11 protein-coding genes are annotated in these 13,564 nt (G+C 34.0%); 6 read left to right on the top strand and 5 right to left on the bottom strand.

The genetic code is table 11. From position 1 onward, the window contains the following. The first annotated feature begins 59 nt into the window (after positions 1 to 59). From ACFELW_RS06925 to hemA, 3 genes are all read left to right on the top strand, one after another. Complete coding sequence (locus ACFELW_RS06925; RefSeq protein ID WP_094649254.1) at positions 60 to 218, top strand: zinc-finger domain-containing protein; 159 nt, start codon at positions 60 to 62, stop codon at positions 216 to 218. Continuing rightward, positions 218 to 2,107 carry a DNA mismatch repair endonuclease MutL gene (mutL, locus tag ACFELW_RS06920; RefSeq protein WP_375330041.1) on the top strand — a complete coding sequence of 630 codons (1,890 nt, stop codon included), beginning with the start codon at positions 218 to 220 and terminating at the stop codon, positions 2,105 to 2,107. Before ACFELW_RS06925 ends, mutL begins: the two co-directional genes overlap by 1 nt. 577 nt (positions 2,108 to 2,684) lie before the next feature. Beyond that, positions 2,685 to 3,929, top strand: a complete 1,245-nt coding sequence (gene hemA, locus ACFELW_RS06915) for a 5-aminolevulinate synthase (RefSeq protein WP_094649256.1) — start codon at positions 2,685 to 2,687, stop codon at positions 3,927 to 3,929. A gap of 321 nt (positions 3,930 to 4,250) precedes the next feature. On the opposite strand, the gene ftsA is transcribed toward hemA, so the two are convergent. From ftsA to murC, 5 genes are read right to left on the bottom strand one after another with little or no spacing between them, the layout of a single operon-like run. Beyond that, entirely contained in the window at positions 4,251 to 5,489 is a 1,239-nt protein-coding gene (ftsA, locus tag ACFELW_RS06910; RefSeq protein ID WP_375330040.1) for a cell division protein FtsA, read from the bottom strand. Positions 5,490 to 5,494: 5 nt separating this feature from the next. Further along, positions 5,495 to 6,289: a cell division protein FtsQ/DivIB gene (locus ACFELW_RS06905; RefSeq protein WP_341749297.1), complete on the bottom strand. Its 795-nt coding sequence runs from the start codon at positions 6,287 to 6,289 to the stop codon at positions 5,495 to 5,497. Further along, positions 6,286 to 7,251: a D-alanine--D-alanine ligase gene (locus tag ACFELW_RS06900; RefSeq protein ID WP_341759490.1), complete on the bottom strand. Its 966-nt coding sequence runs from the start codon at positions 7,249 to 7,251 to the stop codon at positions 6,286 to 6,288. Before ACFELW_RS06900 ends, ACFELW_RS06905 begins: the two co-directional genes overlap by 4 nt. Beyond that, entirely contained in the window at positions 7,244 to 8,137 is an 894-nt protein-coding gene (gene murB / locus ACFELW_RS06895) for a UDP-N-acetylmuramate dehydrogenase (RefSeq protein WP_375330039.1), read from the bottom strand. Before murB ends, ACFELW_RS06900 begins: the two co-directional genes overlap by 8 nt. Before the next feature lie 56 nt (positions 8,138 to 8,193). Next, positions 8,194 to 9,645, bottom strand: coding sequence for a UDP-N-acetylmuramate--L-alanine ligase (murC, locus tag ACFELW_RS06890; protein WP_375330038.1), 1,452 nt, complete (start codon positions 9,643 to 9,645; stop codon positions 8,194 to 8,196). Between the two features lie 385 nt (positions 9,646 to 10,030). Between murC and ACFELW_RS06885 the strand changes: the two genes are divergently transcribed. The 3 genes from ACFELW_RS06885 to ACFELW_RS06875 all read left to right on the top strand — a co-directional run bounded on the left by ACFELW_RS06885 (position 10,031) and on the right by ACFELW_RS06875 (position 13,543). Further along, positions 10,031 to 10,546, top strand: coding sequence for a hypothetical protein (locus tag ACFELW_RS06885; protein WP_341759488.1), 516 nt, complete (start codon positions 10,031 to 10,033; stop codon positions 10,544 to 10,546). 523 nt (positions 10,547 to 11,069) lie between these two features. Next, positions 11,070 to 11,570, top strand: coding sequence for a Fe-S protein assembly co-chaperone HscB (gene hscB, locus ACFELW_RS06880; protein ID WP_375330037.1), 501 nt, complete (start codon positions 11,070 to 11,072; stop codon positions 11,568 to 11,570). Further along, positions 11,561 to 13,543: an Hsp70 family protein gene (locus tag ACFELW_RS06875; protein ID WP_375330036.1), complete on the top strand. Its 1,983-nt coding sequence runs from the start codon at positions 11,561 to 11,563 to the stop codon at positions 13,541 to 13,543. Before hscB ends, ACFELW_RS06875 begins: the two co-directional genes overlap by 10 nt. The last annotated feature ends 21 nt before the right edge of the window (positions 13,544 to 13,564 follow it).

Raw genomic sequence — 13,564 nt, 5'->3', positions numbered from 1 at the left:
AATGCAACTTATGTTTTATAATGATATCATCCTAAAAACTCTCATATAGCTTTAATTTTATGCAAAATGTAGAAATTATTGAGACTATCTCTACATCAATATCATGTTCTGGCAGAGAGTCGCCTTATGATCATCCAAGAATTTATTTGGAAATTGATTCAACCAAAGGTTCTATTATGTGTCCTTATTGTAGTAAAAAATTTGTGTTAATTAAGTAATGAAGATAAAACTCCTATCAGATAGCACTATAAATCGTATCGCTGCTGGAGAGGTAATTGAACGACCAGCTTCGGTGGTAAAAGAACTAGTTGAGAATGCTATTGATGCAGCTAGCACTAAGATAGATATAATGCTTGAGCAAGCAGGCAAAAATCTTATTGTTATTTCTGATAATGGAATAGGTATGTCTGAGGATGACCTAAATATTGCCATAGAGCGTCATACTACTTCTAAACTTGATGAGCTAGATTTATTAAATATTCACACTTTTGGCTTTCGCGGAGAGGCATTACCTTCTATAGGATCTGTAAGTAAGATGCTAATTACTTCAAAGGCACGTGGAGCTGATAGAGCATATCAGATGCAAATTAGTGGTGGGAGTAATAAAGGAAGTAAGCCTACCATTCACAACGAAGGTACTAAGATTGAAATACGAGATTTATTCTTTGCTACTCCTGCAAGATTAAAGTTCTTAAGATCTGATAAAACCGAATTTGCAGCTTCATTAGATGTAATAAAGAAAATTGCATTAGCTCATCCTAAAATCAGTATTAATTTATCTCATGATGGTAAAAATATTCTAAAAGCAAAAGGACAAGATGGTAATTTTGACGAAATTCTAAAGCAAAGAATAATTGATATAGTAGGTTCTGATTTTATTGAAAATTCGGTTCATATTAATCTACAAAGACCAGAAATTTCAGTATATGGCTTTACTAGTATTCCTACCTTTAATAGAGCTTCTGCTGAGGATCAGTTTTTATTTGTTAATAATAGACCGGTTAAGGATAAATTACTACAAATCGCTTTAAGAGTAGCATATCAGGATTACTTAGCTCGGGATAGACACCCAGTTTCAGTTTTGTTTCTACAAATAGATCCCCAAATGGTTGACGTTAATGTTCACCCTGCCAAAACAGAAGTAAGGTTTCACGATCCAAATACCATACGGGGATTACTGGTAAGCTCTATCAAGGATGCCCTTGCCACGAAAAGTCATATGGTTTCAACGAATATTGCCACAACTGCCTTAGGTCTTTTTCGAAATACAGCAACTACTAATAATGCTGTTAAAACAAATATACCATTACAAAAAAGTCCTAGCTCTTCAAAAAAAATATACCCGGATAATTTAACTCCACATAATTTGAGCGTATCTGATAATAGCAGTACTTATCGAGCCCAAAATTTAACTCTCCCTAAATCCAACCAAAATAGTTCTAATATTCAACAGCCATTAATAAAGACTGAACCTCATGCTAAAGTAGAGGTAGTAGAGGACTATACCCATAGCGATTGTAACAATGGGTTACTCGGAGCGGCAAGAGCACAATTGCACGGTACTTATATAATATCACAAACAGCAGATAGTATTGTTATCGTAGATCAACATGCAGCCCATGAACGTTTGGGATACGAAAAAATTAAACAGACGATAAGTAGTAATGGGCTAATTAAGCAGAGATTACTGATACCTGAGATAGTAGAATTACCAGATGTCAAAAGAGCCGATTTATTATATAATAAGAAGGCAGACCTTTCTAAATTAGGTTTAAGCATAGAAAAATTTGGCGAGCGATCCATCATTGTATCAGAGGCTCCAAGCCTATTAGGAGATATCAATATAAGCCAACTTATTCAAGACTTAGCAGATAATTTATCTGATCTTGGCGAAAATATTTCCTTGATTCAATTGATTGAACATGTTACAGAAACATATGCATGTCATTATTCTATCAGAGCAGGTCGTAAATTATCTTCTGAAGAAATGAATGAATTGTTAAGGCAAATGGAGAAAACCCCTTTTTCAGGTCAATGTAATCATGGTAGACCAACTTACATTGAACTCAAACTCAAAGATATTGAGCGATTATTTGGACGTACATAATTAGACCTCCTGCAAAACTCTACTTCTGCTGGTAATTGTCGATGCGGTACTCGAATCCTCACGTACGCTAGAGTACGCTGCGGTTCCGCGTCTCCTTCAAATTCCTCAGCATAAGCGAGTTTTGCAAGAGGTCTATTGATAGCTTAATATAATCCATTAATTTGGGATAAGAATAAGCCCTTTAAAGAATGGGTAATAGTAGTTACTGAGTTAGGGAATGAAAAAAATAAGTAATACCGCAAAAATAATAAAAACAACTATTAGTGTAGCAAAAAAATCTGTTATATTTATAGATATAGTGAATTAACTGGAATTAGTGCCGAATAAGCACCCATCGTGCTGTCATTGCGAGGAGCCGCTTTGCGGCGATGCGGCAATCCAAAAAATGCTCAGGAATGGATTGCTTCGTCGGCTACGCCTCTTGGCAATGACGTTTTGTACTTTAACTCTTTTTCCGTGAATGCTCACTAATATTGGAAAAATTGTTTTCATATTTTTGATGAAAATAGTAAATTTCTATAATTTTTTGTTTGTCTAGGAGACGGTCTCCTAGCAACTGGCAATTGAGGTTAATATAATGTTTAACTATAATAATATATTTGATAATCACATAACTAGAATTAAACAAGAAGGCAGATACCGTGAATTTGTTCCTGTTCAAAGGCAGGCAGATAATTTCCCGTCCGCTTGGTATGTTGATAAAGAAATTGTCATGTGGTGTATTAATGATTATCTTGGAATGAGTAAGCACCCAGATGTTACCAAAGCTGCTCTAGAGGCTATAGCCAAATATGGCATTGGCTCTGGTGGCACAAGAAATATAGGCGGCAATAATAGCTGTATAATAGAATTAGAACAAGAACTAGCAACCTTACATAATAAAGAATCAGCTTTAGTCTTTACTTCCGGTTATGTTGCCAATGATACCACCCTTGCAACACTAGCAAAAATAATGCCTAATATAGTTTTTTTCTCAGATGAGTTAAATCACGCTTCTATTATTTCTGGTATATGTAACTCAAAAGCTGAAAAACATATTTATCGACATATTGATGTTCAACATCTTGAAGAACTACTTAAAAAGGTAGATATTAATAGACCAAAGATTATTGTTTTTGAATCCGCTTATTCTATGGACGGATTATTTTCTCCAATAGAAAAAATAGTGAATTTAGCTAAAAAATATAATGCTTTAACTTTTATTGACGAAGTACATACAGTGGGTCTATATGGCAAGCATGGTGCTGGTATTGCCGATCTTCAAGGTTGTGCTGATAAAATTAATATTATCCAGGGAACCCTTGGCAAGGCTTACGGCGTTATTGGCGGCTATATTGCAGCTGATAGTCAGATTATCGATTCTATAAGACTTACGGCTCCAGGTTTTATATTCACCACCTCTTTACCGCCAATTATCGCTTCGGCAGCAACTGCAAGTATTCGTCATTTAAAAAATTCTAATATAGAAAGGGAAACTTATCAAAAGGTAATAGCCAAGGTAAAAAAATCTTTTGATCAAGCTAAAGTGAATTATTTTAAGAATGATAGCCATATTATACCAATAATTATTGGTGACCCAATTAAAGCCAAACAAGCCTCTAATATGTTGTTGAATGACTATAATATTTATGTTCAGCATATCAACTTTCCAACAGTACCACGTGGTACAGAACGCTTAAGAATCATTCCAACACCCAACCATACCGATAAAATGATTCAGGATCTTACCAAAGCTCTTGTTGAAATTCTTAGTGTACTGGATATATCACCATCCATCAATTCCCATTCTATAATAAAATTACCTTTATACCCCGCAGCGTAGGTAATATAGTAAATTGGTTGTTGTACTTGAATGACTTTAATAATCATGTGAACCTATGACTAATCCTATATAAAACGGTTATGGACAAAAGTCTTTAAAAAGCAGATATATAGTAAAATGATTATATAGCTAATTCTATTAGTATTTAGCCATAGTAAACTGGTGTCTATTAGCGATTAGTACTCTATATTTTTTTGCTATTTTCTGTGTAACCGACAAAGCATTTCTAATCACTTTTATGGATTGCCGCGTCGCCACAAAGTGGCTCCTCGATAGAAGCTTGGGACACATATACACCCTCCTCACAATGACACTTGGTAATCAGATATTTTCTTTTAGCCAAATTAGAAATTTTTTAAACCAACTAGCATCATTATTATCATTAATATCAAAATTATTCTTTTGTATTTTTAAAGATTGGGTTTTTACCATACCTATAGCAGTGGAATATATATGGGGATTATAATCTTCAGCAAAACCTGGTAAAATTTCCGGTTTACCAATTCGTACTTGTTTCTCAAAAATTTTACTTGCTAGCTCTTTTACTCCCCGGAGCATCGCTCCTCCGCCGGTAATAACAATGCGGTAGGCGATCATATTGCCTGCCACAACTCTATCGTGCTGGGCTTGAACCATCAATAATATTTCTTCTACTCTTGGACTGATGACGCATGCAAGATATTTTGAGGTAATTGCTGGTCTACCACTGTCAGGAATTTCCATTTCAAAATCTTCTAAATTAATAATATTATCTTTATCAAGAGAAGATGGCATGGCATTACCATAGAGAATCTTAAGTTTTTCTGCAACGTTCAGGCTTACTGAGAAGACTTTTGCTATATCAGATGTAATATGAAAGCTACCTATATCTATGTAGCTTGTATATATTAACTTGCCTGAGACAAACACGCCAAAAGAGGTAGTTCTTGCCCCCATATCGATTATGATAGAGCCAAGATTTTTTTCATCTTCTGAAAGACAAGCAATTCCTGACGCATAAATTGCTAATATAATATTATTTATTTCCACATGACATTTTGCAAAACAATTGGTAATATTCATCAGCATATTAAAATTTGCTGTGATAATATGTAATTCACACCCTAATTCTTTGCCAAACATTCCGATTGGATCTTCAATAGCATTATTATTATCAAGAGTAAATTCTATAGGGAAATAATGAATAATTTCTTGGTCTTTAATTTTGAATTCCAATAAGGCTTTTTTGATAAGTTTTTTGATATCTTGTGGTGAAATTGGCTGATTAGAAAGTTTTATTTTACTATTTGCATAATAAGACTTAGTGCCATAGCCTGTTAGTGATATAGTTATTTTTTTTATGTTTTTACCGCAATCTTTTTCTAATGCGTAAATCGCTCCGACTATGCTATTTTCCGCATCTTTTAAATCTAATATGACTCCTGATTTAATACCTTTTGAGTGATGCAGAACTTGGCTTACTATTCTTGCATCTTCTCTTTTATCAATATATGCTGCAATACAAGCTATTTTACTACTACCAAGGTCAAGAGTTAAAAAGTTAGACAATCTGGCTTTCATAATTCTTAATATTTTTCTATATAAAACTTACTCAAATCTCGTAAATCTATAGTTTTATAATTTTGATTAAATAATAGATTTTTCATATCCAATCCTGCAAGGTAATCTAAAGCACGATCAAACCCAGAATCTGGCATTTTAACAGTTATACCTTGCTCTAGATTTAAATTCCATCGTCTTTTCCCATAAAGTACCGAAGAGACAATTTTCTTAGCTAGTTCAGGGTATTTTGCTAAATCTTGAATTAATTTGTTAGTATAAATATTAGCATCCAATCCTACAACATGAGGAAGATTAGTGAAAGTACCTATATCAGTAGTAATTTTATATCCTTCTTCATCAATAAGGAAAACTTTCTCGTTAAATTGCCAGATAGCAATTGGCACTCTCTCAGTTAATCTTATGTAAATAGTATTAGGTAATCTTCTCTCAATAATTACAACATTTTTAATCCAAGGATTGCGTTGCAAATTACTCTTTATTGTTCCTAGGTCTAAAGAAAGAATAGGCGTACCCTTATCAGCATTTAAAGTTGCTAATATATCTTCTTCCTTAGTATTATATTGCCCTTCTATTAAAACATTTTCAAGTCTAAAGCTAATATCAGAAGTGAATTCATAAATATTTTGGATAATTTCTTGTCTTACAGGAGCAAAATAGTTGGTAAAGAAAAATGAAGACAACAAAACTACTAGGGTAATTTTAATAAAAAATACCACTCTAATATACACCATTGCCAACTTTCGTCGTAAAGGTATATTGGCTTTTTTCTTCTTATTAGACGCTTTATTCCTCTTCATGTGTCAATACATGCTGTTTCTAAGATTCTTTCCACTAGCGAGCGGAAATCCATTCCCTGTAAAGCAGCTATTTCTGGTATAATCGATAAGGGAGTCATACCAGGATGGGTATTAATTTCTATAGTAAAAATTTCATTCTTACTTTCGTCAAAAATAAACTCTGCTCTAGCCACACCTCTACAATTCATGGTTTGATATATTCTTTCCGACTCTTCTAGTAACTCATTATATATATTTTGTGGTAATGGAGCTGGACATAAATGCTGGGCAAATCCATCAGTGTATTTAGTATCATAATCATAAAAACGCTGTTTCAGGAGTTTTATTTCCAATACCCCTAAGGCTTCGCCGTTTAAAACGGCTACTTGCATTTCTCGTCCCTTAATATATTCTTCAATCATTACCTGATCACCATAAGGAAAATCATAATCAGCAAAGTTAAAATCATCTTCAGCAAATATTACTTCAACGCCTATACTTGATCCCTGGGCAATAGGTTTTATAACATAGGGTCTTGGCATAGGATCGGCCTTAATGTTATCAGATTTATTAACGACAATATGCTTGGCTACCTTAATATCATTAGCAACAAACCATGCTTTTGCATGTATTTTACTAAATGCTAAAGAAGAAGCGAGAACCCCACTATGAGTATAAGGAATTCGCAAGATATTGAGTAACCCAGGCAAACAACCATCTTCGCCATAAGTACCATGTAAACAATTATAAACTATATCCGGTTTTATCTGTAAAAGTACCGAGGCAATGTCTACTCCCATATCTATAAAAGTAACTTTATATCCACTATCTACCAAAGCTTTGTTAACTCCCGAAGATGATACTAAAGAAACTTCTCGTTCAGCCGACATACCGCCACCTACTACCGCCACATGTTTTTTTCCTTTATCACTCAATATTGTAACCTTAGAATTAGCAATAAAACTTGTTTGATATTTATGCATATTTCCCTATTCTTTTAATTTCCCATTTTAGATCAATCCCACTATTTTCAAATACTCTTTTTTTAACAAGATCCCCAAGATTTTCTAAATCACCAGCAGAGGCATTGCCATGGTTTATCATAAAGTTACAATGTAGTTGCGAGATGGAAGCCCCACCAATTTTGTATCCCCTCATGCCGGCTTTATCGATTAGTTGCCATGCTTTATGATTTTCTGGATTAGCAAATGTACTACCACCAGTACGTTCTTTAATTGGTTGGCTTGCTAGTCTATTTTTACTTATTTCATTCATTTTTTCTAGGATCGTATTACTGTCCCCCATCGTTGTCTTAAATATAGCTTTGGTTATAATCAAATCTTGTGGTAAATTATTACCTCGATATTTAAAACCTATTTCTTTGTTAGGGATGGTAATAAAATTACCTCTAGAGTCTATTGCTTCAATTGCTAGGATAATATCTTTAAATTCCGAGTTATAGGCACCGGCGTTCATTACCACTCCACCACCTATAGTACCTGGTATACCACTTAGAAACTCAAAACCAGTAATTGAATGTATTTGACAAAATTTAGCAAGATTAAAATTAAGGCAACTACTTCCTACCGATAATTGCCCTGCCGGTAATTGGTGGTCTGGCATTAATTCTATATTAGTAAAATTCTGACCAAGTTTTATCACAACCCCCTCTATACCACCATCTCTAATAATAATATTTGATCCAGCCCCTAAAACAGTTATTGGTCTCTGTTGTTGGTTTTGTAGGACAAAATCTGCTAAGCTTGATGAATCTAATGGTTTAAAAAATATCTCCGCAGGTCCACCAACTTTAAACCAAGTTAAATGACTTAAATTGTAATTATTTTTATATTCACCAGCTATTTGCATAATTATAAAATATCTACTTTACAGATTTATTCTAATTTTTGGATTGCTTCGTCGGCTTACGCCTTCTCGCAATGACGTTCTTGGGTAAATTGCTGATGCAAATTATTTGCCCAAGCAGAAATACTCCCAGCACCCATCATAATTATTATATCATTTGGCATAGCTTCCTTGGCAATAAGACCAGCTATATCCTGGTGATTCTCGATAAATGATACCATCGAATGAGATTTAGTATCCTTGATTTTGTCTACTAAAATTCTTCCCGTTATACCGTCTATTGGCTGTTCACCGGCAGCATATATATCTGTGATATACAGCTGATCAGCATCAAAAAAGCAAGTTATAAAATCATCAAACAAATATTTAACCCTTGAGTATCTATGTGGTTGGAAGATTGCTATAACTTTACTATTTTGCTTATTAGCAATATTTCTTGCCGTAGCAAGTGTAGCTTTTACTTCTTCCGGATGGTGAGCATAATCATCAATTATCGTAGCGTTATTATATTCGGCTACTTTAGTGAATCTGCGTTTTATCCCTTTAAAGCTATTAAATCCATTTTTAATAATTTTAATACCAAAATCAAGCTCTACGGCTATCGCGATAGCCGCAAGAGCATTAAGGATATTATGCCTTCCCGGAGTAGGTAAGGTGATGTGTTCGATAGTTGTTACCCCATTTACGTTAGGTAGACTAATTCGCACATCAAAAGTTGATGATTCAATATCAGAGTTTAAATTAAAGGCTTGTATGTTGGCATCATTTGAGTCTATTCCATAAGTTATGATTCTACGCTCAAATATGTCATTTACTAGTTTTCTAACAATTTGGTGATCAATACAAGCCACGGCAAAACCATAAAATGGTAAATTAGTTACAAAACTCTTAAAAGCTTTAATTAAACTATCAAAATCCTTATAAAAATCTAGATGTTCCGGATCGATATTAGTTATTACTGCGATCGTTGATGGTATGTGAATGAAAGTTGCATCAGATTCATCAGCTTCAGCTATTAGATAATTCCCAGATCCAAGATATGCATTGGTGGATATATTATTAATAATACCACCATTAATTAGCGTTGGGCAAAGCCCAGCCGCTTCAAATAAACAGGCAACGAGTGATGTAGTCGTAGTTTTGCCATGCGAACCAGAAATTGCTATGGAACATTTTAGCCTCATTAATTCAGCTAGCATTTCAGCTCGCCTAATTATTGGTATTTTTTTACGTATAGCTTCCTGAATTTCAGGATTATCTTTATTAATAGCCGACGAGACCACTACATATGAAACATCAGTAATATTCTGAGCTTGATGACCAAGGAAAACCTTAATACCATTATTTTCTAGTCTTGTGGTATTATAATTTTCAGCTATATCAGAACCTTGCACTTTATATCCGAGATTATGTAGTATTTCGGCAATGCCGCTCATACCAATTCCCCCAATGCCGATAAAATGCATAGTGTCAAGAGTCCCATTTATTTTTTTTAACTCTAATAGAAACATGTATATAATAATTAATTGTCTATCTCTTGCATAATCAGTTTTTAACTAAAGGTCAAGCTCTAATGATGAGTATACAACAATTATAGCGTACACTAAGCGTTATTAGAAAAATATTGTAAAAATATTATATATATCCGACTAGCATTTAGCCAGCATCTATTAGCAAGACCACGTAGTGGTCGTGGTTACTTCCCTGGATTGCTTCGTCGTCGCTAAAGCGGCTTCTCGCAATGACGTTTAAAGCTTACAACATCTCCCACGATATTTTTGTTGCAATTAATAATGTTTTATTTATAAGAAACAATGATATTCTATAAAGAATTTGCATTGTGAACATACGGTAATTTGGAATAGGAGAATTATTAATCAATAAAAAAGGTTTTTTATGACAAAGTTTATGACAAGAATATATTTGGTTAAGGCATTGTTTCTTTATATGTGTATAACATCTAACGTTGCCCTGGCCTCAATATCGATGATTGTAGGTGGTTCGTATTCTAAGCATATGAAAGAGATTTTGGCTGTCACACATTTTCTGCAAGATAATGGAATCACAGTTCTATCTACTAAAGAAGGTGTTACAGAAAAAACACCTCATGGTAAATTTGTTTTTTTAGCTTCTGATCGTATAAAAGTTGCTCGCCTTGCACAGGATTCTTTTTTTGCACAGATTAGACAATCTGCTGCTCATATTGTTGTAAATGTTAATGGATATCTAGGATTATCATCAGTTATGGAAATTGGTTTTTCTATAGCAAATGGGATAACTATTTATTCAGTATGTCCTGTTCGTGATGCTACTATTTCGTTATATACGAGAGATATTAGAGAGCTTTTTCCAGATTTTTTTGAACATTTTAAACAAAATAATAAAATTAATTGTGAAGCTAAAAAATATTGAGTTTATATATCTAATCTGACTAGCATTTAGTTGTGGTAAACCGGCGTCTATTAGCGAGACCACGTAGTGGTTGTGGCAATCCATTTCTAATCATTTTCCTGGATTGCTTCGTTGCCGCAAGGTGATTCCTCGCAATGATGTTTAAGGCTTACAACATCTCCCAAGCGTCATTGCGAGACCATGTAATGGTCGAAGCAATCCAAATATGATCACTTTCTTGGATTGCTTCGTTGCCACTGAAGTGCCTCCTCGCAACGATGTTGCTTTGTCGTGCTAAGCACTTCTACTGTTTTTTCTCTAACATTTCAGTATTTTCTAGTGTATAATGTAATCACGTGGTTTGACAATTAATCCACTAAACAATAGATATCTTGCATAACCTAAAGATAATTGAGGAATTTTTAGGAAAAACGAAGTCGAGTACCGTAGCGTACTCAGATGTACGTGAGGAACGGAGACGAGTTTTGACAACAAAATTACCAATTAGATTAGATTAGATTAGGTTATGTAAGGTCTAATGATTATGCACAATTATTTTGAGTTATTAGACATAGAAAAAAAATATGATATTGACTTGCCTATCTTAGATCGTCAATATTTCGCTATGCAGTTAAAATATCATCCGGATAGAACTAACTCTAACACCGAAAAGCAAAAAAATTTGGCTATCTCTATTGAGCTAAATAAGGCTTATGCAATGCTTAAAGACGATTTAGCACGAGCTGAGTATCTTCTCTTGTTAAACAATATAGTTTTGGATGACCTAACGGTTAGGCAAGGTATTTCAAAGGAACAATTAAATGTTGTGTGGAGTGAATTAGAGCTTGTTGAGACTACTGAAGACTTAACAAAGTTAGAACATATGCTAAATAACAAAATTCTTGAAAAGCAACAACTTACTAAATCTCTAACTACTGCATTCCAAAATCAAAATATGCAAGATGCCGTTGATAGTACTATAAGATTTAAATATCTTAAAAACTTAATTAATAATATTCAGCTAAAAATCAAGTTATGCAAATAATAGAAATTAGTGAGGCTGGCTCTTCCCAGCATAAAGAAAATGATAAGAACATAGCCGTTGGCATTGATTTCGGTACAACAAACTCATTAATTGCTTTGTCAAATCAACAAGTGGTACAAATTATCACAAATGATCAAGATTTAGAACTTATCCCATCAGTGATAGCCTTCCATGGTGAAAGCTTTATTGTGGGTAATCATGATATAATCGATAATCTTCGCTCTATAAAAAGGCTCTTCGGTAAGAAACTATCCGATATACAAAATAACCCGACACTTTTTGCTTTAGTGAAAGATTATATTGACCTAGATAGTGAAATATTACGGCTGCAATTTGCTGGAAAATTGATGACTGTTCCGGAAATTGCCGCCCAAATCTTTCTCTATTTAAGGCAACAAGCTACTGAAAGATTAAACTCAGAAGTCAAAAAAGCGGTAATAACTGTACCGGCACATTTTAACGATGCTGCTAGAGGAGAAGTAATGCTGGCAGCAAAAATTGCTGGATTTGAGGTATTACGGTTAATTGCAGAACCAACAGCAGCAGCCTATGCGTATGGTTTCAATAAAGAAAGCAGAGGGTGTTATTTAGTATATGATTTAGGGGGAGGAACTTTTGATGTATCAATTCTCAATATGCAAACCGGCGTACTTCAGGTTATTGCCACTGGCGGAGATAATATTTTAGGCGGTGATGATATTGATCACTTAGTGATGAAGTATTTTTGTGATAAATATAAATTAGTAGCATCTAACGAATTAATAAAATTAGCAAAAAAAGTTAAAGAAACACTTAGTGTACAAAATAAATGTAGTATTATAGATAATCCGACTAGTATTGCTCCCAATTTACAAACGTCATTGCGAGGAGATACTTTAGTAGCGACGAAGCAATCCATAAAAGTAACCAAAAATGGATTGCCTCGTTTGGGCTTCGCCCCTCCTCGCAATGACACCAGTTTGTTACGGATAAATGCTAATCGGGTTAGCTATATATATGAAGAAAAGATGTTGGAGTTAGATATAGAAAATTTTGAGAGGTTAATAACACCATTAGTAGAACGTACCATAGCTATTACTAAAGATACGCTAGAACAGGCAAAGACCCCTGATATTTCAGGTATTATCCTGGTTGGTGGTTCAACTCGTATACCGTTAATTAGTAAGAGTTTAAGGCAAACATTTAATACTATTATTTTTTCAGATATTAACCCAGATAAGGCGGTAGTATGGGGTGCGGCTCTGCAAGCAGAGAACCTAACTTCTGCAAATATTAATTCCTTATTAATCGATGTAGTGCCTTTGTCACTTGGTATTGAACTAAATGGAGGAATTACTGAAAAAATTATTCTGCGTAATAGCCCTATACCGATATCGGTTACTAAGGAGTTTACCAATTATGTGGATAACCAAACTTCTATGAAGCTACATGTGGTACAGGGGGAGAGAGAAATGGTAGAGGATTGTCGGTCACTTGCAAAATTTGAACTAAAATTGCCACTAATGAAAGCAGGGGGAGTTAGGATAGAAGTAACATTTTCTATTGATGCAGATGGCATTTTGTCAGTGTCAGCTCTAGAAAAAAATAGTAATATCTCACATAACATTGAAATAAAACCAAGTTATGGTTTAAATGAAAGTGAGATTACCGAGATTTTAGAAAATGCTTATCAAAATGCGGCTAGTGATCATAATAAGAAATTGTTACAAGAAACAATTATTAACACAAAATCTTTGCTTTATAATATAGAAAATGCTATTAGAGAGATGCCAAATCTTCTTGCAAAAAATGAAATGGAAAAAATTGATATGGCAATTAAAGCTCTAAAAGAAGCAATAGACTCAAATGATCGTGATTACATTATAGAATGTAGCAAGAATTTTGAGAGTATAACAGAGCATTTTCTTGCCGAAAGATTAAATAGCACGGTGGAAGGCTTACTTAAAGGTAAGCATATTAATGAAATAAACTAAAGTGAATTGAAGATGGATGAT

The organism is Candidatus Tisiphia endosymbiont of Nemotelus uliginosus (assembly GCF_964264755.1).
Taxonomy (GTDB): domain Bacteria; phylum Pseudomonadota; class Alphaproteobacteria; order Rickettsiales; family Rickettsiaceae; genus Tisiphia.
The sequence above is the reverse complement of the archived record's forward strand: the minus strand, read 5'-3'. Positions and strand labels throughout refer to the sequence as shown.

Bases quoted from the DNA above. Each gene is read 5' to 3' on its own strand.
- ACFELW_RS06925 (WP_094649254.1), top strand. From the start codon at position 60: ATGCAAAATGTAGAAATTATTGAGACTATCTCTACATCAATATCATGT.
- mutL (WP_375330041.1), top strand. From the start codon at position 218: ATGAAGATAAAACTCCTATCAGATAGCACTATAAATCGTATCGCTGCT.
- hemA (WP_094649256.1), top strand. From the start codon at position 2,685: ATGTTTAACTATAATAATATATTTGATAATCACATAACTAGAATTAAA.
- ftsA (WP_375330040.1), bottom strand. From the start codon at position 5,489: ATGAAAGCCAGATTGTCTAACTTTTTAACTCTTGACCTTGGTAGTAGT.
- ACFELW_RS06905 (WP_341749297.1), bottom strand. From the start codon at position 6,289: ATGAAGAGGAATAAAGCGTCTAATAAGAAGAAAAAAGCCAATATACCT.
- ACFELW_RS06900 (WP_341759490.1), bottom strand. From the start codon at position 7,251: ATGCATAAATATCAAACAAGTTTTATTGCTAATTCTAAGGTTACAATA.
- murB (WP_375330039.1), bottom strand. From the start codon at position 8,137: ATGCAAATAGCTGGTGAATATAAAAATAATTACAATTTAAGTCATTTA.
- murC (WP_375330038.1), bottom strand. From the start codon at position 9,645: ATGTTTCTATTAGAGTTAAAAAAAATAAATGGGACTCTTGACACTATG.
- ACFELW_RS06885 (WP_341759488.1), top strand. From the start codon at position 10,031: ATGACAAAGTTTATGACAAGAATATATTTGGTTAAGGCATTGTTTCTT.
- hscB (WP_375330037.1), top strand. From the start codon at position 11,070: ATGCACAATTATTTTGAGTTATTAGACATAGAAAAAAAATATGATATT.
- ACFELW_RS06875 (WP_375330036.1), top strand. From the start codon at position 11,561: ATGCAAATAATAGAAATTAGTGAGGCTGGCTCTTCCCAGCATAAAGAA.